17 protein-coding genes are annotated in these 23,455 nt (G+C 70.9%); 11 read left to right on the forward strand and 6 right to left on the reverse strand.

Translation table 11 applies throughout. The features are described 5' to 3' along the window. The first annotated feature begins 3 nt into the window (after positions 1-3). Genes rho through A176_RS22050 form a run of 6 tightly spaced genes read left to right on the forward strand, consistent with a single transcriptional unit; the run spans position 4 to position 7,381 of the window. On the forward strand, positions 4-1,575 hold the full coding sequence (gene rho / locus A176_RS22025) for a transcription termination factor Rho (RefSeq protein WP_002638978.1): 1,572 nt from the start codon (positions 4-6) through the stop codon (positions 1,573-1,575). 53 nt (positions 1,576-1,628) lie between these two features. After that, positions 1,629-1,898: a hypothetical protein gene (locus A176_RS22030; protein WP_002638977.1), complete on the forward strand. Its 270-nt coding sequence runs from the start codon at positions 1,629-1,631 to the stop codon at positions 1,896-1,898. Between the two features lie 3 nt (positions 1,899-1,901). Further along, on the forward strand, positions 1,902-3,809 hold the full coding sequence (locus tag A176_RS22035; protein ID WP_002638976.1) for a DUF4129 domain-containing protein: 1,908 nt from the start codon (positions 1,902-1,904) through the stop codon (positions 3,807-3,809). Next, complete coding sequence (locus tag A176_RS22040) at positions 3,802-5,082, forward strand: DUF4350 domain-containing protein (protein ID WP_002638975.1); 1,281 nt, start codon at positions 3,802-3,804, stop codon at positions 5,080-5,082. The genes A176_RS22035 and A176_RS22040 overlap by 8 nt, the downstream gene beginning before the upstream one ends. Beyond that, positions 5,079-6,077 (forward strand): AAA family ATPase, encoded by a 999-nt coding sequence (locus A176_RS22045; protein ID WP_002638974.1) that lies wholly within the window; start codon positions 5,079-5,081, stop codon positions 6,075-6,077. Before A176_RS22040 ends, A176_RS22045 begins: the two co-directional genes overlap by 4 nt. Continuing rightward, positions 6,074-7,381, forward strand: coding sequence for a DUF58 domain-containing protein (locus A176_RS22050; protein ID WP_002638973.1), 1,308 nt, complete (start codon positions 6,074-6,076; stop codon positions 7,379-7,381). The genes A176_RS22045 and A176_RS22050 overlap by 4 nt, the downstream gene beginning before the upstream one ends. Here the strand turns inward: A176_RS22050 and A176_RS22055 are convergent. Both A176_RS22055 and A176_RS22060 read right to left on the reverse strand, forming a co-directional pair. After that, positions 7,359-7,853: an inorganic diphosphatase gene (locus A176_RS22055; protein WP_044890118.1), complete on the reverse strand. Its 495-nt coding sequence runs from the start codon at positions 7,851-7,853 to the stop codon at positions 7,359-7,361. The two genes, A176_RS22050 and A176_RS22055, sit on opposite strands and share 23 nt — an antisense overlap. After that, entirely contained in the window at positions 7,846-8,862 is a 1,017-nt protein-coding gene (locus A176_RS22060) for a stage II sporulation protein M (protein WP_002638971.1), read from the reverse strand. Before A176_RS22060 ends, A176_RS22055 begins: the two co-directional genes overlap by 8 nt. A gap of 85 nt (positions 8,863-8,947) precedes the next feature. Between A176_RS22060 and A176_RS22065 the strand changes: the two genes are divergently transcribed. After that, positions 8,948-10,471 carry a hypothetical protein gene (locus A176_RS22065; protein ID WP_002638970.1) on the forward strand — a complete coding sequence of 508 codons (1,524 nt, stop codon included), beginning with the start codon at positions 8,948-8,950 and terminating at the stop codon, positions 10,469-10,471. 82 nt (positions 10,472-10,553) lie between these two features. Here the strand turns inward: A176_RS22065 and A176_RS22070 are convergent, their stop codons facing one another. After that, entirely contained in the window at positions 10,554-12,092 is a 1,539-nt protein-coding gene (locus tag A176_RS22070) for a bifunctional metallophosphatase/5'-nucleotidase (protein ID WP_002638969.1), read from the reverse strand. Between the two features lie 44 nt (positions 12,093-12,136). On the opposite strand from A176_RS22070, the gene A176_RS22075 reads away from it, so the two are divergent. Further along, entirely contained in the window at positions 12,137-13,939 is a 1,803-nt protein-coding gene (locus tag A176_RS22075; protein ID WP_002638968.1) for a hypothetical protein, read from the forward strand. Positions 13,940-13,952: 13 nt separating this feature from the next. On the opposite strand, the gene A176_RS22080 is transcribed toward A176_RS22075, so the two are convergent. Next, entirely contained in the window at positions 13,953-17,057 is a 3,105-nt protein-coding gene (locus A176_RS22080; protein ID WP_044890034.1) for a cyclic nucleotide-binding domain-containing protein, read from the reverse strand. A 201-nt stretch (positions 17,058-17,258) separates the two neighbouring features. Here A176_RS22080 and A176_RS22085 point away from each other — a divergent pair, with 201 nt between their 5' ends. Then, entirely contained in the window at positions 17,259-18,065 is an 807-nt protein-coding gene (locus A176_RS22085; RefSeq protein WP_002638966.1) for an RDD family protein, read from the forward strand. On the opposite strand, the gene A176_RS22090 is transcribed toward A176_RS22085, so the two are convergent. Beyond that, positions 18,031-18,549, reverse strand: coding sequence for an outer membrane beta-barrel protein (locus tag A176_RS22090; RefSeq protein ID WP_002638965.1), 519 nt, complete (start codon positions 18,547-18,549; stop codon positions 18,031-18,033). The two genes, A176_RS22085 and A176_RS22090, sit on opposite strands and share 35 nt — an antisense overlap. Positions 18,550-18,649: 100 nt before the next feature. Here A176_RS22090 and A176_RS22095 point away from each other — a divergent pair, with 100 nt between their 5' ends. Both A176_RS22095 and A176_RS22100 read left to right on the forward strand, forming a co-directional pair. Beyond that, positions 18,650-19,711: a tetratricopeptide repeat protein gene (locus A176_RS22095; protein WP_021781251.1), complete on the forward strand. Its 1,062-nt coding sequence runs from the start codon at positions 18,650-18,652 to the stop codon at positions 19,709-19,711. Positions 19,712-19,750: 39 nt separating this feature from the next. Beyond that, positions 19,751-20,824: an FHA domain-containing protein gene (locus tag A176_RS22100; RefSeq protein ID WP_002638963.1), complete on the forward strand. Its 1,074-nt coding sequence runs from the start codon at positions 19,751-19,753 to the stop codon at positions 20,822-20,824. Positions 20,825-21,140: 316 nt separating this feature from the next. Here the strand turns inward: A176_RS22100 and sctV are convergent, their stop codons facing one another. After that, the gene (gene sctV / locus A176_RS22105) at positions 21,141-23,264 is read right to left on the reverse strand and encodes a type III secretion system export apparatus subunit SctV (protein ID WP_002638962.1); all 2,124 of its coding nucleotides are present in this window, start codon (positions 23,262-23,264) and stop codon (positions 21,141-21,143) included. Positions 23,265-23,455 lie beyond the last annotated feature (191 nt).

Below are 23,455 nucleotides of genomic sequence, written 5' to 3' on the forward strand. Positions count from 1 at the left end.
CCGATGAGCGAAAACCCCGATAACCGCGACCCTCGTGATGTGCCCCCTGTTCCCGCTGCCCGCGCCGTGGCCCCGCCCGAGCCGGACGACGACGGGGGCGACGAGGGCGATGACGAGGGTCCCGATGATGATTCCGGCGCGGGTGGCCCCCAGGGTGGCCCCGGACAGCCCGGCCAGGGAACGGGCCGCCGCCGCCGCCGCCGCCGCCGCCGCCGCCGCCGCCGCCGCCGTCGTGGCGCGCAGGTCCTCTTCACGCCGGACGGTCAGGCCTACCGGATGCAGCCGGGGCCGGATGGCCAGCAGGTGCAGGTCTTCCTGACGCCGCAGGAGCTGGAGCAGTACCGGCAGCGCCAGGCGCAGCAGCAGCAACAACAGCAGCAGGCGCCGCAGCAGCAGCCGGGCCATGGCGGGGGCCAGCCGCAGCAGCAACAGCAGCACGGGCGCCACGGCGGCGGGCAGCAGGCCTCGCAGCAGGCGAACCTGACGCCGGTGGAAGGCGTGCTGGACACGGAGGCGAAGGGCCCCAACGCGTTCCTGCGTCAGCTCAAGCGCAACCTGCTGGCGGCGCCGGACGACCCGGAGCTGCCCAAGAACCTGGTCCAGAAGCTGCGGCTGCGGCAGGGTCAGTACATCCACGCCTTCGCGCAGATGCGGGGCCACAAGGGTGTCATCCAGAAGGTGGACTCGGTGGACGGGCGCCCGCTGGAAGGCGCGCCGCGGCTGCCGCACTTCGCCGACCTGACGTCGGTGGACCCCACCGAGCGGCTCAAGCTGGAGAGCGGGCACAAGGAGATGGTGACCCGGGTGCTGGACCTCATCTCGCCCATTGGCAAGGGCCAGCGCGCGCTCATCGTCGCCCCTCCGAAGACGGGCAAGACGATCATGCTCCAGCGCATCGCCCAGGCCGTCATCTCCAACCACCCGGAGTGCCACGTCATGGTGGTGCTCATCGACGAGCGGCCCGAGGAAGTCACCGACATGCGGCGGGGCATCAAGGCGGAGGTGCTGGCCTCCAGCTCCGACCGCCCCACCGCCGACCACCTCAAGGTCGCGGAGCTCGCCCTGGAGCGCGCGCGCCGGCTGGTGGAGTCGGGCAAAGACGTGGTCATCCTCCTGGACTCGATTACCCGTCTGGCCCGCGCCTTCAACAAGGAGGTCGACAACTCCGGCCGCACCATGTCCGGCGGCGTGGACAGCCGCGCCCTGGAGCGCCCCAAGCGCATCTTCGGCGCCGCCCGCGCGACGGAGGAGGCGGGCTCGCTGACCATCATCGGCACGGCGCTCATCGACACCGGCAGCCGCATGGACGAGGTCATCTTCGAGGAGTTCAAGGGGACCGGTAACTCCGAGGTCACCCTGGACCGCCTGCTGGCGGAGAAGCGCGTCTTCCCCGCCGTCAACATCGCCCAGTCCGGCACCCGCAAGGAGGAGAAGCTCTTCACCCTGCGCGAGTACGAGAAGGTGAAGAAGCTGCGGCAGATGCTCTTCTCCGTGAAGCCGGTGGAGGCCATGGAGGCGCTCGTGAAGCGGCTGTCGCGCTACACGTACAACGACGAATTCCTCGACGAGTTGTAGGCGCTCGCTTCGGGAGTGGTACGGCGGGCCCGGGTGTGCGTTAAGGTGGCGGCATGATTCAGGGCTCGGGCCGCTGCCACTACCACCCGGAGCGCGCCGGTCTCGGCGTCTGCGTGGAGTGCCGGCGGGTCATCTGCCGGGAATGCACCACGCAGTTCGAGGGCATCAACCGCTGCGCGAGCTGCCTGGCCCAGCGCCTCAAGGCGCTGGAAGGTCCGGGTGAGCGCCGCGAGTGGAGCGCGGCCAACGTGGTGCTGGCCCTCGTGGGAATGGGGCTCGTCTGGGGGGGCATCCTCCTGGTGGCCCAGGTGATGGCGAACTGACCCATGGCCGTCTCCGCGCTCGAGCTTCGCCCCCGAGGCGCCGTGGTCCTGATGGACGCCGCGCTGCGCTTCTGCACACGGGACACGGGCGTCTGGGCCCTCACGCTGCCCAGCGGCGCCGCCGTGGTGGCCGCCGTGTTGTACCTGGCGGAGTCGGTGCGCATGGGCTGGCCGCTCGCCCTGCCCTCGCTGCTGCTGACGCTGGCGTGGTTCTTCCGGGGCCTGAGCCAGGGCGCCGCCTGCCACCACGTGCAGGAGGTGCTGCTGGGCACCCAGGGCGAGCCCTCCGCGTGGGCGTCGATGAAGGCCGCGCTCGGGAAGATGCCCGCGCTCTTCATCGCCGTGGCGTACCTGTTGACGCTCAACACCCTGGTGGTGACGCTGACGCTCGGGCTGGCGTTCATCGCGGTGTCGGCCCAGGGCGTGGGCTACGCGGCGGTGATGCAGGGACGCGGCAGCCCGCTGCGGCTCTACGGGGTGTGTTCGCGGCTCCTGGGCCCGGCGCGTGGCACCGCGGCGTGGGTCCGCATCCTGATGGCGGCGCAGGTGCTGGCCTTCTTCAACCTGCACATCGCGCTCAACGCCCTGTTGTATCTGGGCCGCAAGCTGCTGGGCATGGACCTGACGTTCGCGGAGCGCTTCGCCTCGCTGGACAACCTGTCCTGGCTGCTCTTCCTGGCGGCCACCACCTTCGCCCTCTTCGAGCCGGTGCGCGCCGCGACGGCCTCGCTGCTGCTGGTGGACGGGCGCGTGCGGCAGGAGGGGCTCGACCTGCTCGCCGCGGTGCAGCAGCTTCCCGCGCGCGATGTGGGGCGCCCCCTGTCGCCACCGGGCGCGTCTCGCGGCGCGGCGGTGCTGGTGGCCCTCCTGGGCCTGGGCCTGCTGGCACCGGCCGCGGCCCACGCCCAGGACGCGGACGCCACCGCGAAGCCCCTCTCCCGCGCGGAGGCCCGCAAGCGGCTGACGGCCGTCGCGGAGGCGTGTGAGGCCGCGACGCCCGAGGACGCGCCGGAGACGTACGCGTCCGTGGACGCCCTGGGCCCCGCGGAGGGTGTGAAGCTGGACCGCTTCGTGCGCCGCCTGGAGTCGCTGGCCTTCGACGAGGAGAACTGTGACGGCGCCCGCGCCCAGTTGGCGCAGGGGCTCGTGACGCTGGGGGCCACCGTGGACGCACAGGCCCGGGCGGACGCGCGCGCCGCCTCCGCGCGGGCGAAGGACATCCTGTCCCGGCCCGAGTTCGCGGAGGCCGCGCCCAAGGTGGAGAAGGAGGCCGCCGAGCCCGCCACGTCCCGCGAGCCTCCGGGCTGGATTCGCCGGTTCCTCGACTGGCTGGGCACGTGGCTCAAGGCGCTCTTCGAGAACGAACGCCAGCAACCCGTGGCCCCCAGCGAGCCGCGCATGTCGGGCCTCAGCGTGGCCAACGTGCTGGTGGTGGTGCTGGTGGCGCTCACCGTGGGCGTGCTGGGCCTGGTGCTGCTGCGGGCGCTGGGCAAGACCCAGAAGAGCGCGGACGGCGAGGACGTGCAGGTCTCCACCGTGGACGCGCAATCCCTCGCGGGCGCCGCGAACCACGCGCTGTCCCGGGCGCCGGAGGGTTGGGCGCACCTGGCGGACGAGCTGGCGGCGAAGGGCGAGTACCGCGAGGCGGTGCGCAGCCTCTACCTGGCGCTGCTGTCGCGCCTCCACCGCGACGGCGCCATCCTCTACGACGAGACGCTGAGCAACTGGGACTACCTGCGCCAGTTCCGGGGCCGCGCCGAATGGAAGGCCCCCTTCCGCGAGCTGACGCTCCGCTTCGACTTCGCGTGGTACGGCAACCTGCCGGTGAGCCAGGACGGCTACCGCGAGTTCCGCGCCCTCACCTCGCCGCTGCTGTCCGCGCCGTCCCGCCCGGAGGTGGCCGGTGCGTGACCGCTTCCCATTGCTGGTGGTGGGTGGCCTGCTGCTCACCGTGGCGCTGGCCACCTTCCTCGTCCGGGGCGCCCGGCGCAACGAGTTCGCGGACACGCTGTCCACCTTCCGGGCGCAGGAGGACGGCGCGAGGGCCCTGCTCCTGCTGGCGCAGGAGAGCGGCCTGCCGGCGACGCGCCACCTGTCGGACCTGCGCGTCACGTCGGGCATCGGCACGCCCGTGCTGCTGGCGGTGGAGGTCGACGGCGACTACGAATCCGACCCGGACCAGACGGCCCTGGCCGCCGAGCCCGACGCGGGCCTGGGCGATGAGCATGTGCCGCGCACCGGCTTCAATGCCTTCCGCGCCGCCGCGCTGAATTCGGACGAGACGGAGAAGCTGCTGGAGCACGTGCGCGGAGGCGGCAGCCTCGTCTACGTCCCCTGGGGCTCGCGGGAGAACCCGCTGCTGGACGCCTTGAACGTGAAGCTCTTCAAGGCGGACACCACCCTGCCCATGCGCACGCTGGTGCCGCCGCAGCCCACGCCGTACACGCTGGGCGTGGAGCGCGTGGAGGCGCGGGTGCAGGCCTACCTGGCGCTGCCCGAGAACGCCCTTCCCGTCCTGGAGGACGAGCGGCTGGGCATGTTCGCGGCGGCGGTGGTACCGCATGGCCAGGGCCGCGTGCTGGTGGTGGGCGCGCCGGAGCTGGCCATGAACCAGGCGCTGGCGCGCGCTGACAACGCGCAGTTCTGGCTGAGCGCGCTGGCCGCCATGGGCCCCGGCCCCTACGCGTTCGACGAGTTCCACCACGGCTTCACCAACGAGCGCTCGGTGGTGGACTTCGCGCGCCGCTACGGCCTGCACTTCGCCGTGCTGCAGCTCCTGCTCGGCGTGGCGCTGTGGTCGGTGTCGCTGAAGCGCTTCGGCCGCCCGCGCCCGCCTCCCGACACCGTGCGCGTGGGCGCCACGGACGCGCTCTTCGCCATGGGCCGGCTGTACCGCGAGGGCCGGCACCACGGCTTCGCCGCCAACCTGCTGCTGCGCGGCCTCACCCAGGAGCTGGCCCTGCATGCGGGCCTGCCCGCGCACGCCCCCGCCGCCTCCGTGACGCAGGGGCTGCGCGAGCGGGGCCGCGCGGACCTGGCCCAGGGACTCGAGGCCCTCACCACCGAGGCCGCCTCGGTGGGCCGCGACACGGACCTCCAGCAGCTCGCCGCGCACGCGGCGCGGCTGCGCCAACGCCTTCATTCCGCCGGCGCCGCCCGGCCCAGCCCTTCCGGTACGACATGAACGACACCCTGTCCGCCCCCTCCCCCACCCCGTCTGGCACCGCCGTTCGGGCCGCCCACGCCATCCGCGAGGCCGTGCTGAACGAGGTCCGCAAGGCCGTGGTGGGCCAGGACGAAGCCCTGGAGCTGATGCTCTGCGGCCTCATCGCCGGGGGCCACATCCTGCTGGAGGGCGTGCCCGGTGTGGCCAAGACGCTGATGGCCAAGGCCCTGTCGCGCAGCATCGGCGCGGAGTTCAAGCGCATCCAGTTCACCCCGGACCTGATGCCCGCGGACATCCTGGGCACCAGCGTGTTCGACCTGAAGACGCAGGGCTTCACGCTGGTGCGTGGCCCCATCTTCACGGACCTGCTGCTCACGGACGAAATCAACCGCGCGCCCGCCAAGACGCAGTCCGCGCTGCTGGAGGCCATGCAGGAGCGCTCCGTCTCCATGGAGGGCCGCGTGCTGCCGCTGTCGCCGCTCTTCACGGTGTTCGCCACGCAGAACCCCGTGGAGTCGGAGGGCACCTACCCGCTGCCCGAGGCGCAATTGGACCGCTTCCTCCTCAAAATCGAGGTGGGCTACCCGGCGCCGGAGGAGGAGGACGCGATTCTGGCCTCGGTGCACCGCGGCTTCGACGCGGGCGACCTGCAGCGCGCGGGCGTCAACGCCGCGGTGGCCAAGGAGGGCCTGCTGGCCGCGCGCGGCGCGCTCAACGAAGTCACGGTGGAGCCGCCGGTGCTCGCCTATGTCCGCAAGCTGGTGTCGGCCACGCGTTCGTCCAGCCGCATCCGCCTGGGCGCCGGCCCTCGCGCGGGCGTGCACCTGCTGCTGGCGGCCAAGGCCCTGGCGGCGCTGCGCGGGCGCGGCTTCGTCACGCCGGATGACGTGCGCTTCCTGGCCGCGCCGGTGTTGAAGCACCGCCTGCTGCTGTCGCCGGACGCGGAGCTGGACGGGGCCACGCCGTCGGACGTGCTGCGCGAGGTGGTGCACGGCGTCGAGGTCCCCCGGTGATTCCCACCCCGCGCCTGTGGGTGCTGCTGGCGCTGCTCGCGCTGCCCATGATGCTGGCGGGCTTCAGCCCCGGCCTGGGCGGCGCCGTGCTCGCGTTGGACGCCCTGGTGCTGGCGCTGGCGGGAATGGACTTCCTCTCCGCGCGGCGCGCCCGGCTGGAGGTCCACCGGGTGCTGCCCGCGCGACTCAACGTGGGCGTGGCCAACAAGGTGGTGGTGCGGCTGATTCACCGGGGAGGCGGCGCCGTCCAGGTGCGCGTGCGCGACGACGTGCCGGACGGCTTCGACGCCGTCCCGGACGAGGCGCCGCTGCACCTGCCCGCCCAGAGTGAGTCGCGCTGGGTGTACCGCGTGACGCCCGGCAAGCGCGGGCGCTTCCAGTTCGGCGACGTCCACCTCCGGGTGCGTGGACCGCTGGGGCTCGTGTCCCACGAACGGGTGTTCCCCGCCGTGCAGAGCATCGCGGTGTACCCGGACCTGCGCGGCGCCAACCGCCTGCTGCTGTCGGGCGCGGCGCTGGACCTCGTCAACCTGGGCCTGCGGCAACTGCGGCGCGATGGACGCGGCAGTGAGTTCGCGCGCCTGCGGGACTACGCCCAGGGCGACAGCGTGCGCGAGGTCGACTGGAAGGCCACCGCGCGCCGGGGCCGGCCGGTGACGCGCGTGCTGGAGTCGGAGCGCTCGCAGTCCATCCTCATCTGCGTGGACGCCGGCCGCTCCATGGCCGCGCAGGTGGATGGCCTCACCAAGCTGGACCACGCGGTGAACGCGGCCCTCTTCCTGGCCTTCGTGGCCGTGCGCAACGGGGACCGCGTGGGGCTGGCCGTCTTCGCCGACGGCGTGAAGGCCTACCTGCCGCCCGCGGCCGGGCGCACGCAGTACCGGAAGATGGTGGACATGCTCTACGCCACCACGCCCAGCCTGACGTACGTGGACTACCTGGCCCTCTTCAAGGAGCTGAACCTCCGCCTCACGCGCCGCAGCCTGCTGTGCGTCTTCACCGACTTCCTGGACGAGGAGCAGGCCTCCACCATGGTGGCGCCGCTGCACCGGCTGGCGCGGCGGCACGTGCCCTTGTGCCTGTCCGTGAAGGACACCGCGCTCCAGAAGCTGCTGCGCACGCCGCCCCCCGGCCCCGAAGAGGCCTTCCAGCACGCGGTGGCGTCCGAGCTGCTCTCGGACCGCGAGGTGCTCAAGGCCCGCGTGAGTCAGGGCGGCGTGCAGATGCTCGACGTGCAGCCGGATGAACTGAGCCTCGCGGCCGTCAACCGCTACCTGGACATCAAGGCGCGCGGAGTCCTGTAGCGCCCGCGCCCGCGTCCTCGCCGAGCGTCACCGCCACCGTCGCGGGGCGCGGCAGCCACCCCGCGAAGCGCGTGTCCGGCACGTTGCCTCGCACACGGTGCAGGACCTGCTTGAAGAGGGCGTAGACGCGGAAGAAGCGCTCCAACCCGGCGCGCTCGGCGTCCGTCAGCGGCGCGGCGGAGCACACCACCTTCGGGTCCCCGCGCCCGGCGTCGACGAAGCCGATGACGCCCACCACCGGCACCTTCAAGCGCTGCCCCAACGCGAGCCGGGGCCCCAGCACCACGGCGTCCAGCGGGTCCCCTTCATCCGACGTGAGGCCCGGGATGCTGCCGTAGTTGTACGGGCACGGCAGCGGGGAGATGAAGTCCACGGCGCCGTCCGCGCGGCGCTTCACGAAGGAGAAGCGCGGACACTCGATGAGGACCTCCGGCGCGTCCGGCAGTGGAGGCAGCCAGAGCCGCTCATCCATGGGCCGCCCCGGCGGTGTCGCTCCGGGCCGCGCCGCCACCGCGCAGCCAGTCCGACAACAGGTACGCGTAGACGCCCGCGCCCACCACCAGGGCGAAGGTCACCTTGAACGCCACCGACAGCTTGGGCGGATGCACCTGGGACACCGTGCCTTCGATGAAGCCCGCGAGCACGAACAGCGTGAGCGTGCCGAAGAGCAGCTTCACCGCCGTCACCGCCTCCCGCCGCACCGCCATGCCCCGAGGCAACCCGCGCGGCGCCACCATGCCGCGCGCAATCACCAACCCCGCGGCGCCCGCGATGCAGATGGCAGTGATTTCCGGAATGCCGTGCGGGAGAATCCACGCCCAGAACCAACCCGCCATGCCCTTGGCCGCGTACACCTGCGCGAGCGCGCCCAGGAACAGGCCGTTGACGAAGAGCATCAGCGCCGTGCCCACGCCCAGGGTGATGCCCAGCGCGAAGGCCAGGAAGGCCACCTGGATGTTGTGGGTGAAGAGGAAGGTGGTGAACTGGGCCTGGTCCTGCACCGTCATCCCCGTCCCCGCCGCTTCGTCCGCCGCGCGTTTGATGGGGTCCAGGTTCAGGTGCTCGGCCGGCACGAGGTAGAGCGCCGCGTCCGGGTCCACCATCATCCCCACGTAGCCGAAGCCCGCGCCGGCCAGCAGCATCAGCAGCGACGCCACGTACATGCGCCACTCGCTGCGCATCAGCGCGGGGAAGCCGCGCGCCACGAAACCCCACACGTCCGAGAAGCGCGGGCGGCGGCCCGGGTACGTCAGCGCGTAGGCCCGCCCCACCAAATCGTTGAGATAGGCGTTCACGTCCGCGGAGCCACTGCGCGCGCGCACCCACAGCAAATCACTGGAGACGGCGCGGTACAGCCGCCCCAGCGTCCGGGCGTCCTCCAGGCTCAACGCGCGAAGGCCGTGCACCTCGGAGCGGTCCAGCAGTGACTCCAACTGCTCCCAGCGCGGCCTGCGTGACTCGATGAACTCCGCCATCTCCATGGCGGACACTCTAGCCCAGTGACGCGGCGGGCCACCCTGCCCTCCGCGAGGGCTTTGTGGGAAAACCCAGCCCATGACGTGTCGGATGGCGTTGCTGGGATGGCTGCTCGCCCTGCTGTCGGGATGCACAAGCACGCGCGCCCTGTGCCCCCTGGAGGGCGGCCGCCCCTGGGTCGAGGTCCGCAGCCCGCACTTCAGCGTCCGCACCAACCTGGACACGCCCACGGCCGAGGCCGCGGCGCAGGAGCTGGAGATGCTCCGGCAGGGACTGCTCCAGGCCTGGGGCGGCAACTTCGACCCGCCGGGCACGGTGGACATCATCCTGCTGCACAACCGCAGCGCCCTGGAGGAGTTCACCAACATCCGCATCGAGGGCTTCTCCACGCGCACCGAGGACGGCCCCCTGCTCGTGCTGGCCGGTCACGCCTACGCGCTCACCGAGGCGACGGCGGACGTCACCACCCAGGCCCATGAGCTGACGCACTACCTGTCCGAGCTCGCGCTCGTCCGTCAGCCCCGGTGGTTGTCGGAGGGACTCGCGGGCTACCTGGAGACCATCGCCCTGCGGCCCGAGCGGCGCGAAGTCATCCTCGGGCGGCTGCACGACGCCTTCTATACACAGGTGTCGCGCCACGGCTGGCGCACGCTCGACGAGCTCTGGGAGTGGGAGCGCAAGGGGATGCTCAGCACCGCCGAGTCTCGGCAGTACTACGCGTCCTCGTGGCTGTGGGTGCACTTCTTCATCACCCGCCACAGCACGCGCTTCGAGGCCTTCCAGAAGCGGCTCATGCGCGGCGAACACCCCCGGCAAGCCTTCGACGCGGCCTTTCAAGGCGCCAAGGACCTGAGCGGCGAGCTGAACGGCTATGTCCGCCACCATGGCCATGTGAACTACCGCACCACCACCGCGCCACTGTCCCCCGTGAAGTGCCTGCTGACCACGCGCCCCCTGCGCGCGGCGGAGGTCCATGCCCTGCGCGCGCAGTTGTTCCTGATGACGCCGGGCGCGGCCCCCATGGAGGCGCGGCTGCCCCACATGGAGCGCGAGATGGCGGAGGCCACGCGCGAGGAGCCCGGCAACGTCGACGTCATGCTGCTGCGCCTGCGCTCTACCGAGGACCCCTTCCGCCGGCTCGCGCTGGCCCGGGAGCTGCTGGCCATGCACCCCGTCAGCGGGCACGCGTGGATGGCGCTGGCCCAGGCGCTGGACGCCGCGGGCTACACGTCCGAGGAACAGGAGGCCGCGCGGCGGCGCGCGGTGGAGCTGCTCCCCGACAGCGTCAGCGCGCAGAACGGACTTGCGGGCTACTACGCGCGCACGGCCCAGCCGGAGAAGGGCCTGGCCGCGGCGCAGCGGGCCCTCACGCTTGCGCCGGGAAACGCCTCCGTGCTGGACACCTGGTCCACCATCCTCTTCCAGCTCGGCCGCTGCCCGGAGGCGCTGGAGGCCCAGCACCTGGCCGTGGACATGCTGCACGAGGGCACACCGCAGCGGCTGCGGCGGACGGTGAATGACACGCTGGCCCGCTACCAGGCCGTGTGCGGCGAGACGTCCCCCGCGGGCGGCGAGCACCTCCCCATGGCCGCCCCCGCGTCACAGGCGCCCTGACGAAAACGACGAAGCGCCGGAAGGGCCCTGGATGGGGCTCCTCCGGCGCCTCGGGCGCGGCGTGCTGCGGGTGCCGCGGGGACTACTTCAGCAGCTTCTCGATCGGCTTCTTCTCGCTGCTCTCCTTCAGCTTCGTCCACTCCACCACCGGCGTCTGCCACGCCATGCCCGTCTCGGTGGGCTCGGGGGCCAGCTTCTCGAACTCGAAGCCGTCACCGCCGAAGTAGAGGTACTCCACCGTGGCGACCGTGTACTCCTTGTTCGGGTCCAGGGCCTTGCCCTTGGCGTCCTTGAACTTGTCCTTCCCGGAGGGCGTGAAGCCCGCGATGAGGGCGTTGGGGTTGGCGAGCTGCTTGGCCAGGTCGGAGCCCTTCAGCTTCACCACCAGGAGCGTGTTCTCGAACGGCATCACCGAGTAGATGCTGCCGCGCGTGACCGCGCCCGCCGGCAGGTCGCCCCGGATGCCGCCGCTGTTGAGGACCGCCGCGTCGGTGCCGAGCGTCTCGCGCACCGCGCCCGCGACCCACTTCGCCATCTGCGGCGAGGACTGCGGGATGCCGGCCTTGGAGAAGCCAATCTGCTGGCCGAGCACCTCGTCGAGCTGCGACTTCCACTTGCCCACGAGCTGGGCCGTCTCCGCGTCCGGCGAGCCGCCCGCGACGTCGACGACCTTGGTGTCCAGGGCCGTCACCTTCTCTCCCGCGGGCTTCGCCGCGTCGAAGGTGACGTGCGCGCGCAGGTACTTGCCGAAGCCGCGGTCCAGCGACACGAAGCTCGTCGCGCCGTCCTTCAGCTCGACGGGCTGCGCGCAGCGGCCACCGGCCACCAGCGCCAGCTTCCACTCGGGGTGCTTCGCCACCGCGGGCTGCAGGTCGGTGACGCACTCGTCGGCGAGCACCACCACCACGTCCGCGCCGGCCTTGCGGGCCTCGGGCACGGCGGTGTTGAGCGCCTCTTCATAACCGGTGACCTCGAGCCCTTCCGCGCGGCCGGGCATCGCGGTGCGGACCGTCTTCTCGGAGGCCAGGCCCACGACGCCAATCTTCAGGCCGCGGCGCTCGAAAATCTGGAACGCGGGCATGGACAGGTCGCCCGCCAGCGACGGGTCCTTCACCTTGAGGTTGGCGGCGAGGAACGGGAAGCCGCCCGCGCCACGGTTCTTGAGGAAGGCGTCCTTGCCGAAGGCCAGCTCGTGGTTGCCCAGGGCGGAGGCGGCGTAGCCCATGCGGCCCATGACCTCGGCCGTGGACGTGCCCAGGAAGAAGGAGGAGATGGCCGGGCCGTTCCAGTGGTCACCCGTGGCGAGCGCCAGCGTGCTGGAGTCAGCGCAGGTGGCCTGGCCTTCGCGGATGGGACCGGGACAGTGCTTCTCGTCGGCCACCCATCGGCCGAGCATCTCCGCCGCGCCGCCCTTGCCCTCCACGGGCTGGAGCTGGCCGAACGCGCCACCCGTCACGAGCAGGGTGACCTCACTGGGCGGAGGAGGCGCCTTCGCCTCGGGCGCGGCGGGAGGAGGAGTGGGATTGCTCTTCTCGCATCCGGTAACGACACCGAGGGCGAGAACCAGCACGCCGGACAGCGGCTGAAGGAAGGGACGAGGACGGAGAGGGTTCGTGCTCACACGAGCGCCTTTAGCACAACTCGGCTCGTGCTACGCTGAGACACGTGGCAGACAGCGACACGCGGCACGGCGGCGCCTCACCCGAAGGCACGGTTCACAAGCACACAGAGCAGGGGTTCCCCGGCCAGGATGAGGTCCGGGCACGCGAGCGCGCCGGTGAGGTGCGTACGGGTGTGCGGGCCCCCTCGCTCCGGGTGCGAAAGCCGCCCAAGGGACGGCTGGGCCAGTTCATCTATGGGGCCAGCCTGCCTTTTCACATCGGCGGGGCCCTGCTCGGGGACCCGGCCGCCCGGAAGCAATACATCCGTGTTGGATTCCTGCAATCCATTGCAGCTCTGGCTTTGGCCTTGAGTTGCATGACTTCCGGAACTGAGGCGGCGGAGAGCGCGAGCAAGCGGAAGTCCCGCGATAGGGCCCAGGCGGCCCAGGTGGAGAAGTTCGCCACGGCCTTCGCGGAGCGGCAGGTGAAGAAGGCGGAGGCCAAGAGCACCCGGCGCCTGATTGATTTGGAGGCGAAGACCCAGGAGCGCCTGAAGGCCCTCGACGCTCGGATCGCGCGCCGCCAGCAGGCCGCGGCCGGCGTTGCCGGTGGCGAGGCAGCGGCGCTCGGGGCCAGCGAGGCGGCCCAGGACGCGGCGGAATCCGACACCGCGCCAGTGCCTGGCGAGCCAGCGGCGCGGACGGGCACGGCGGCGAATGCACCTGAGCCCGGCGCCACGAAGAGGAGCGCGGACGGGACTGACACCGCGCCAGCGCCTGGCGCCCCGGAAGCGCTCGCGGACGGGACTGGCACGGCCCCGGCGCCGGGCGCCCCCGAGGCGCTTGAGGACGGGACGGACGCGGCGTCGAAGCCATCGGCCGAGGAATCGACCGCGGACGCGCGCATCGAAAAGCACATCCGGGACATTGAGGCGGCCGCTCAGGGCACGGACGCGGGCGTATCGCTCCCAGAGGCCATCGCCGCGCTGGTGCTGGAGACCACGCGGGGGCTGGACCTGGATGAAGGCGACACGTCGACATCCTCCGAATCCTCCGCTGAGGAGCAGGAGGCCCCCGCCTCCGCGCCCCCCCGCAAGGCCGACGCCCCCAAACGGTCGCTGTGGACGGTGAACGGGTTCTCCGTGTGGAGCATCGCCTTCTGGGCGGCCCTGTTCGCCGCGCTGCAACTGGCGCAGTGGGTGATCATCGCCCTGTCGCGGGACTACCACGACGCCATCTCCCGCAAGGCCAGCCTGCTCACGGGCCTGGAGCCCGAGGAGGACGATTTCCCGCCGCGCGTGCGGCTCAACTTCCTGTGGCTGCGCAAGAAGCTGAAGCGGCGCTGGCGGGCGTTCCTGCTCCTCATGGTGGGCGTGCCGGCACTGGTCGTGCTCGCCGTGCCCTTCATGTGCGCCTCGCGCTACGCGTTCTACGTCCTCTTCACCGCCTGGAGCACGTGGTGGTGGGTGGTCTTCACCGCCGCCAAGAGCTCACGAGCGTGGGAGCCCGCCGCGGGAGCCGCGCGGCCGCCCTGGTTCCTCCGGGTCTGGACGTTCCTCACCACGCGCATGCCGGGTCTGCGCTGGGGCGCGCTCCAGCGGTATGGCGCATCCTGGGGACAGCGCACGCAGGAGGTCTTCGCGCCCATCTCCAGCACGGAGCGCCACCCCTGGATGTTCGCCGGGCTCGCGACGGTCCGCTTCCTGGGCTCGTTCCCTCCGATGAAGTTCTTCGTCCGTCCCCTCATCCCGGTCGCCTCCGCGCACCTGCTCGTCGCCGACGTGGAAGCGGCGAAGGCGGCGCTCCCGCCCCAAGGCCAGGCCGAGCCGCCCGCCGGTGAGGTCCCCAAGCCCGCCGACGTGTGGTGAAGCCGTCGGGGGCTCAGGAGTCGTCGCGAGAGCGGTCGTCGTTCGAATCCGGCGCGGGCCCATCTGGCAGCGGAGGCGCCAGCGGGCCCAGTGGGGCGGCCAGCTCCAGCCGCTCGCCCGTCTCGCGTGAGTCGGGCAGCGCGATGAGCGCCTGGAGCTGCAGGCTCACCGCGCGGAAGAAGCCCGTGAGCAGCTCCGGCCGGTCCGCGAGCAGGTCGAGGAAGTCGCGCCGGTCGATGATGAGCACGCGCGTATCCACCGCGGCCACCATGTCCGTGGGACGCGGGGCACCGTCGAGCAGGCTCACCTCACCGAAGGCCTGCTTGCCCTGGAAGCGCAGCACGTGCTCGCCGTCGTGGAAGGCATCCACCGCGCCGTCGACGATGACGTAGAGCGCGTCACCCGGGTCGCCCTGCGCGTAGATGCGCTCGCCCGCGCGGAACGACGCCTCACGCGCCACCGCGGCGATGGCGGCGATGTCGTCCACGTCACACTGGGAGAAGACGCTCACGCCTTCCAGCGCGAACATTCGCTGGACCGTCCTGTCGCTCATGTCACCTTCCTGCGGGAGCACGTGCAGCCCGTTCACCCACGCCACGTGGCGGGCGCACGCGCGCAGCACGCCGTCCTCGCTCTGCACCAGCGCGGCCAGGCGGCGCCACAGCCGGCCCGGCGCACCCGGCGGGAGCTCGCGGTGGTGGGCCTCCACCTGCTCCATCACCAGCTCCCGGTCCTCTTCGTCGACCAGGTTCTCCAACAACTCCAGCGCCAGCGCCCGGCGCCGGGGGTCCGGCCCCACCAGGTTGTAGTGGATGCCGCGCATCACGTGCGACGGGTGCAGCAGGCCCAGGAGGAAGAAGCACAGCTCCAGCGCCTGGTCCATCCGGTCACCCACCGCGCGGGTGAGCAGCGAGCCATCCCCCAGCGCCGCGCGCAGGTCGCGGAAGGCGCCCACCAGGTTCCGGTACACGTCGCGCCGCCGGCCCAGCGCCTCGCGGACGCGCTCGACGTCCACGGGGTGCTCGGGGTGCTCGTCCCGCAGGCGCGACATCTGCGCGCCAATGCGGAAGTGCAGGGACGCGTCATCACGCACGTTGGAGAACAGCAGCGCGTCCAGCGCCGCCGGGGTGCCGATGCCGCGCAGCACGCGAGGCAGTTGCAGCCGCATCGCCAGCGGCGCCACCAGGTTGTTGAGCTGCTCCTCCACCAGCGGCGTCACTTCATCCCCCAGCGCCACGAGCGCCTCGCGCGCCGCCTTGCGCTCCTCGCGCCAGGTGAGGAACGGCAGCAGCCGGGGCGCCAGCTCCGCGTAGCGGCCCTTGCCCACGGCGACGAGCGCCACGTGTCGCACGGAGCCGTCCGCGTCTTCCAGGTAACGCGCCAGCGCCTCCGCGAAGCGAGCGTCCTGGAGCCGGCCCAGGAGCCGCGCCACCTCGCGGCGCTCCGACACCGGCGCGCCCTCGCCCCGGGACAACATCCACTGCAAGGCCTCCAGCGCCGCGCCGCTGCCGGTCGATTTCACCAGCGCGCCAATGGCCGCGCAGCGCAGGCCCACGTCCGGGTGGTTCAACAGCGCCGGGAGCAGGCGTTCGGCCCGCTCCGGGGACAGCCGCGCCAGGGCCCACACGGCCTGGTCCCGAGGCCGACGCGGCCCTTCCTCCACCAGCCGCTCCAGCACCGGCGCCAGCTCGTGGGCCTCCAGCTCCAACGCCAGGGACACGCCCCGCTCCAAGACACGCTCGTGCGGGTGGCGCAGCAGCGCGGGCAGGTACGGCCGCAGCGGCACCTCCGCCTGCTCCATCATGGCCACCGCGCGCAACACGCGGTCGGGGGTGGGCGCCGCCAGCGCCTCGGCGAGCAGCCGCTGCTCCTCCTCGCCCTCCAGCGCCACGTCCTCTTCCTCGGGCGCGCCCACCTGCTCACCCAGCGCGGCCACGTACGCGGGCTTCAGCCGCACCAGCAGCAGCCCCAGCGCGGCGCACATGCCCACCACCGCCACCGCCATGGTGACGCCGTTGGCCGCGCGGCCCGCGCCGATGAGGAGCAGACCGGCCAGCACCACGCCGCCCTTGCGCAACAGGCCTTCCACCGTCGCGCGCAGGCCCTCGCGCTGCTCATCCGGCACGGCGGCGTAGAGCAACTGGATGCCCACCGGAAGGATGGAGTAGCTCACCGCCGTCTCCACCAGCCGCAGCAGGTGCACCGGCCACAGGCTGGGCGTCACCAACGCCCCGCCGGCGAGCGGGGCCAGCACCAGCGGCACCAGCGCGACGTAGCGCAGCAGGCCCAGCCGCTTCAGCAGCCGCTGCGCCACCAGCAACTGGAACCCGACGCAGAACAGGCCAATCCACAACTGGAGCGAACCGAAGAGCGCCGTGAGCGCGTCCTCGCTCAGCGTGCCTTCCAGGCGCAGGCGGAACAGGTAGTCCACGAACGAGGACAGCACCGCGAACGCGATGCCCAGCGCCGCCAGCACCTGCGCGTAGGGGCTCTCCGCCAGGTAGTGCAGGCCCAGGAAGGACGGAGGCCGTCCGCGCGCGGGCGTGGGCGGCAGGCCCTTGTACAGGTGGTGGAAGATGGCGCCCGCGACGAGCAGCCCCAGCGCGCCGCTCACCACGATGGCCGGCGTGCCCAGCTTCTCCGCCAGCCCCTGGATGAGCAGACCGCCCGCGATGCCGCCGCCCATCGCGAAGCCGTTGAGCGCGGTGAAGGCCCGCCGCGCTTCTCGCGCATCGAACGCCGCCGCCATGCGGCCCCAGAAACGGAAGGACACGAACGTGGAGAAGGTGTCCGCGAACAGGTACAGCGCCAGCGCGGGCAGCCGCTGCCCCGCGGACAGGGCCGCCGCGAGCCCCAGCGCCACCACGCCGCCCATGCCCGTCAGCAGGCCCGGTGACTCGAAGGGCGAGCCCGGCTTGGAGCGCGGCAGCAGCGTCATGGCCGCCGTCATCAACGCGCCCAGCAGGTACAGGTACGGCAGCGCCTGCGACTCGAAGCGCGACAGCACCAGGGCGTTGGAGGCCGTCTTCAGTTGCGTCACCCCTGCGATGAGCGCGAACTGAAAGGCTGCCGCCGGCAGGAGACGGCGGTTCCACGATGAAGAGTCGGAGGGGGGCACGGTGCGAGTGCGCGGCAGACTACTCCACGCGCTCGGGCCTCAAGAATAGCGCTGTCGTGCGATGTCCCGCCCGCTTGCCCCCCGGCCGGTGAACATGTCACTTCGGACACCGGTGCGTGACTTCCGCCGCCCCACTGAAATCGTTGGAGCCGCGAGCAATTGCCCTCAAGGGTGCCCGCGCGCACTCCACGCGGCTACACTGTGTCGGTGACGACCGCCACCGACACCCTGCTGGACGGCACCCACACGGTGCTCACACCCGAGTACGTGGAGTTCCGCTTCACGCTCGCGGGGTTGTATTCGCGCTTCCTCGCGTGGCTGGTGGACGCGGTCATCGTCCTGGCCATCTCCACCGGCATCCTCATGGCCATCAACGTGGTGATGATGGCCGCCCCGGGCTTCGCCAGCGCGCTGGGCATCGTCATCTACTTCCTGGTGGACTGGGGCTACGCCATCACGCTGGAGACGGTGTGGAGCGGACGCACCGTGGGCAAACGGGTGATGTCCCTGCGGGTCATCCAGGAGAGCGGCGTGCGCATCGGCTTCTACCACGCGGCGCTGCGCAACCTGGCGCGTCCGGTGGACCGGCTTCCGGTGTTCTACCTGGTGGGTGGGATTTCCGCGCTGGCGTCACGGTCTCAGCAGCGGCTGGGGGACATGTTGGCGGGGACGCTCGTGGTGCGCGAGCGCCGCCTCCGGGTGCCCTCCGCGCTGGGCGCCACGGGAGACGAAGGGCTTCTGGCGGATCCGCTCTTCGTGGCACGGGTGAAGCGGCTGTCCTCGGAGGAGCGGGAGGTGGTGCTGACGGCGGCCCTGCGGCGCGAGGAGCTGCGGATGGAGGCGCGGCTCCGCTTGTTCGCGGCGCTCGGCGCGCGGCTGCAGGACGCGCTGGCCATGGAGAAGCCGGCCCACCTCTCCGACGAGAAGTGGGCGCTGCTGGTGGCCGCGGCCCTGCTGCCGCCGAAGCAGAAGGCTAGAAGTACGCCGCCGCGCCGAGCGACAGCGTGAGCGAGCGCTGCGTCTTCTCGTTGAGCGCGATGTAGAAGTTGTACTGCGCCCGCGCGCCCACGCTCACCGAGTCCGACACGAAGAAGTCCACGCCGACGTTGGGGCCAATGCCCACGAAGTTGCTGACGTTGTTCTTGAAGACGATGAGGTAGCTCAGGTCCGACCCGACGTAGGGACGGATGGACTCCTCCAGCAGCAGGTAGCGGATGCCCACCGACGGCGCCAGGCCCACCACGCGGCGCTCGTTCCGGTCCGTGGTGTCGCGGGGGAACGTGATCTTCGACAGGGAGACCACCTCGAAGCCGTTCTCGATGTAGAGGCTGGCGTCGATCCCCACGAAGAACGAGGAGTCCAGGCCGTTGGTCCGGTTGAAGTCCATGTAGCCCAGCGACACGCCCAGACTGCGATTGGCGAACTGGGCATGCGCCGGAGCGGCGCTGAGAAGCGCCAGGGTGAAGCCAAGGGTGCAGAGCAGGGTACGCATGGGCCGCCACTCTACCGGCGTAACCCCCGGAAAACAGCCTGGATTCAAGCCACGCGGGGCGTTGCCTGGGCGCGGGCCGTCTCCTACACTCGCCCCCGCCATGCGTCTCCGCCGACTTGCCGCCGCGTTGTCCCTGGTCTCCACCCTTCCGCTCGCCGCCTGCGTCCGGACGCCGCCGCCGCATGAGCGGGCGCTCATCAACAATGAGCTGTGCTCCCAGGAGATGGCCAAGGGCGACCTGACGCGCGCGGATACGTTCTGCGACCTGGGCCTGGAGTTCTCCCCCCAGTACGCCGACCTCTGGTCCAACAAGGGCCTCATCGCCATGTACTCGGGCCGCAACGAGGACGCGAAGAAGCACTTCATCAAGGCCCTGCGCTACAACCAGGAACACCTGCAGGCGTACCAGAACCTGGGCGCCATCTACATGCAGGAAGCCGCCTACGGAAAGGCGCACGACAACTTCCGCCGCGCCCTGAAGGTCAATCCGGACAACCTGGAGTCGCGCTACAACCTGGCCCTCTCCCTCATGAAGATGGGGAAGATGGACGAGTCCAAGCGGGAGCTGCGCACCCTCCTGGCCGTCAACCCCGGCATCGCCGACGCGCACCACACCCTGGGCGTCATCGCCTACTCGGAGGGGGAGTACGACGCGGCCGGTGAGCACCTCTCCCGCGCCACCCAGTTGGTCCAGGACTCGCCCCTGCTGTGGCACGACCTGGGCACCGCGCTCATGGAGCTGGGCCGCTTCCCGGAGGCCCGCGAGGCCTTTGGCAACTGCGCCCAGTTGGATTCGAGCAACAGCAGCTGCATCAACAACCTGGCCCTGGCCCAGCGCAAGTCGGCCCTCACCGACGCGGCCTTCAAGGAGATCAAGGACACGCAGCAGGCGGAGAACTCCGCGCCCGCGCTCTTCATGCTCGCCCGTCAGTACCGGGAGAAGGGCCTGGTGGCCGAGGAGGAGTCCACCTATCGCAAGTGCGTGAAGCTGGACGCCAAATACGCGGCCTGCCACTACGGGTTGTACGAACTCTTCTTCGAGGCGCATAAGCGCGAGCACGCGCAGATCGCCTGCAAGAACTTCCTGAAATACGGGACGTCAGAGGAATTCCCCACGGAGTATCAGACGTGTGAGAGATTCCTGAGCGACGCGACGTTCTGACGTTCTGCTGTCCCGCCTTCCCAGCACCCTTCCTTTTCGATGAGCGTTCGTCTCACCGTTACGCAGCGCAGCGAGGCCGGCGCTGCCCAGAGCACCGAGTTCGTCCTCGACGACGCGGTCATCACCCTGGGCCGCGACAAGGCCTGTCAGGTCGTGCTCGCCCAACAGGCGGTGTCGCGCAACCACGCGCGCATCATCCAGGAGGGCACGCTCTTCTTCCTGGAGGACTTGGGCAGCGCCTACGGTACGCAGATCAACGGCAAGCCGGTGCCCAAGGGCGAGAAGCGGCTGCTGCGCAACGGCGACGTCATCGCCATTGCGACCTACGACGTGCGTTTCGACCGGGTGTTGGAGCACCTGAACAGCGAGGCCAGCGCCGAGAAGACGGCCTTCATCGCCCGCGGCATGGTGAAGGACGCCATGCGCGGCCTGGCCGGCGGCGGCGGCGAGGAGCGCTACCTGCGCTTCATGAACGGCCCCCGCGAGGGCGAGCGCATCGAGCTGGGGGACGCGAAGGAGGTCGTGCTCGGCCGCGAACAGAAGGACGCGGACATCGTCCTCAAGGACGACCTCGTCTCCCGGAAGCACGCCAAGGTGCGCCGCGACTGGTCCGGCACGCACGTGGAGGACCTGGGCAGCCGCAACGGCATCAAGGTGAACAAGAAGCGGGTCAACCGCCGGCAGCTCAAGGATGGGGACGAGCTGGAGGTGGGCGCCACCCGCTTCGTGTACGTGGACCCCACCGAGCCCGCCGAGGAGCCGGTCCAGTTGGCGGCCGAGGTGAAGGCCCCGCCGCCGCCCTCCCCTCGCCGGCAGCGCCCGGAGCCCAAGCCGGTGGAGCCGCCCGTCGAGGAGCCCGCTCCGCCTGTCGAAGAGCCTGCCCCGCCCGTCGAGGAGCCCGTCGCCGACGAGCCCGCTCCGCCGCCGGACGAGCCCGTCGCCGAGGAGCCGCCCCCGCCGGTGTCGGCCGAGTACCCCGTGCCGGACGAGCCCGCACAGGGGGGCGCCATGTCCGCGTTCAAGGACAAGGAGAAGCTCGTCCCGCTCGTGGTGATGGGGCTCGTGGGCCTGCTGTTCCTGGTGTTGATGATCGCCGTGCTCGTGGGGGCGTAGGCACGGCCTCCGGGCGCCAGGCTTCGGCACCGGAACGCGAACAGGCACGGCGACTGACGAGGCGGCATCGCGGGGAAGAGCCCGGATGCCGTCCGCGCCCCACGGGCACCAGCGCCAACGCGCCGCCACGCCCGGCCCGCATCACGCCCCATGGGTAACGGCGCCGCGCCCGGCGGTGCGCGGCCCGCATCACGCCCCACGGGCAACAGCGCCAACGCGCCACGCGCGAAGCCGCGTGAACCGACGGGGAGAAACACACAGCCCCTCGGGCCCAAGCGCGCCGGTGCGACGCGCGGGCCCGAGGCGGGCACAACAGCTACCGCGTGGAGATGCGCGCCACCGGCTGGATGTTCAGCTCGGGGGACAGCTCCTGGTAGCTGAGCACGGAGAACGACGGGTTGAACTCGTACTCCAGCAGCTTGCGGACGTAGCGCCGGATGTCCATCGCCGTGAGGATGACGGGCCGCTGCGCACTGGGCGGCAGGTGTCCGCACTCCGAGCGCACGGCCTGGACGATTTCCTGCGCCAGCTCCGGCTCCAGCGCCAGGTGCGCGCCTGCCGAGGTCCGCTTCACCGAGCCGCGGATGGCGTCCTCGATGTTCGGGTCCAGCAGGTACACCACCAGGGTGCCGGTGCCGCGCGCATACTTGTGCGAGATGTAGCGCCGCTGGGACGCACGCACATGCTCGGTGAGCATCACGTTGTCCGCCTCCACCTGCCCGTACTCGGCCAGGGCCTGGAGGATGCCGCGCAAGTCACGGATGGAGATCTCCTCCTCCACCAGACGCTGGAGGATGTCCGTGAGCTTCAGCACGTTGACGACCTTGGGGACGACCTCCTTCACGATGGCGGGGAAGGCCTTCTCCAACTGCTCCAGCATCGTCTGCGTCTCCTGCACGCCCACGAACTCGCGGGCGTTGCGCCGCAGCACGGCGGCGGTGTGCAGGATGATGTAGCCAGGCACGTCCCACGTCGTGAGGCCGGCGGCCTCCAGCGTGTCGCGGTGATGCTCGGGGACCCAGGCGGCGGGCTGCCGGGTGGCGGGGTTCACCGCCTCGAAGCCCTGGATGTTCATCAACCGCAGCCGGTCCACCGTGTCGTTCACCAGGATGTGGCCCAACGTGGCCTGCCCGGTGACGACGGGAACCTCGTTGATTTGAACCTGGTACGCCCCTGGCGGCAGCGAGCCGTTGCCACGCGCGCGAACGCCCGGGAAGCGGACACCCAGCTCCACGAAGAGGCCGTCGCGCATGAACGGGATGAGCTCGAAGAGGAACCGCCCGTTGTCCTGGCGCGAGTCCACATAGGGCACCAGCGCGTCGGACACCTCCAGGACGATGGGCGTGACGACGGGGATGAAGAGCTCGGAGTCCGGGTTGAGCGCCTCCTTGGGCGCGGGCTCGGAGGCCATGGGCGTGCCCAGGTCCGTCTCCATCGCGGGGCCCATGTCCTCCGCCTCCACCGCCTGCTTCTGCTTCTTCAGCATCGTCCAGGCGCCCGCGCCCGCGCCGATGCCCAGCAGGAAGAAGGGAATCTTGGGCAGACCCGGCACCAGGCCGAGCACGATGAGCATGCCCGAGGCGATGGCGATGGCCTTGGGATAGGCCGTCAACTGCGTGCCCATGTCCATGCCGAGGTGATTGCCCTCTTCCTCGCCACCGACGCGCGTCACGATGATACCGGCGCACGTGGAGATGAGGATGGCGGGAATCATGCCGACCAGACCGTCACCGATGGTGAGCAGCGTGTACTTCTGCGCCGCGTCGCCGGCCGACATGCCCTTCTGCGTCACGCCGATGATGAGGCCACCGACGATGTTGACGACGGTGATGATGATGCTCGCGATGGCGTCGCCCTTCACGAACTTCATGGCGCCGTCCATGGCGCCGAAGAGCTGGCTTTCACGCTCCAGGTCGCGGCGCTTCTTCTTGCCCTGGTCCTGGTCGATGGAGCCGGCCCGAAGGTCGGCGTCGATGGACATCTGCTTTCCGGGCATCGCGTCCAGGGTGAAGCGGGCGGCCACTTCAGCGACGCGCTCCGAGCCCTTGGAAATCACGATGAAGTTCACGATGACCAGGATGATGAAGAGGATGGCGCCGACGACGAAGTTGCCCTGCACCACGAAGTTACCGAACGCCACGACCACCTCTCCCGGGTCACCGGTGAGGAGGATGAGACGCGTGGTGGAGATGGTCAGCGACAGCCGGAACATCGTCGTGATGAGCAACAGCGTCGGGAACACCGACAACTGGAGCGCGCCCGGCACGTAGAGGGAGACGAGGAGCAGAACCACCGAGATGCTGATGTTCAGCGTCAGCAGCACGTCCAGCAGCAGCGTGGGCAGCGGGACGATCATCATCCCGACGATGGCCACGACCACCACGGCAAGGACGATGTCGGAGTACTTGTTGAGGAAGCTGTTCGGATTGGTGGCGGCCATCAGCGGTCAGGCATCCTAGGCCAACCTGCCCCCCTTCTGTCAGGGGGGGCATCACGAAGTCCCCTTCCCCCGCCTGGGCCCGTGGCCCTAGCAGCCGGGCAGTCAACCGAAGTGGACATTCGTTCTTGCGCCGCGCCCCGTCACGCGGGTTCATCCCCGGTCGTGCCCTGCCGTCATGAGAGGGCCGGGGC

The organism is Myxococcus hansupus (assembly GCF_000280925.3).
Classification (GTDB): Bacteria; Myxococcota; Myxococcia; order Myxococcales; family Myxococcaceae; genus Myxococcus; species Myxococcus hansupus.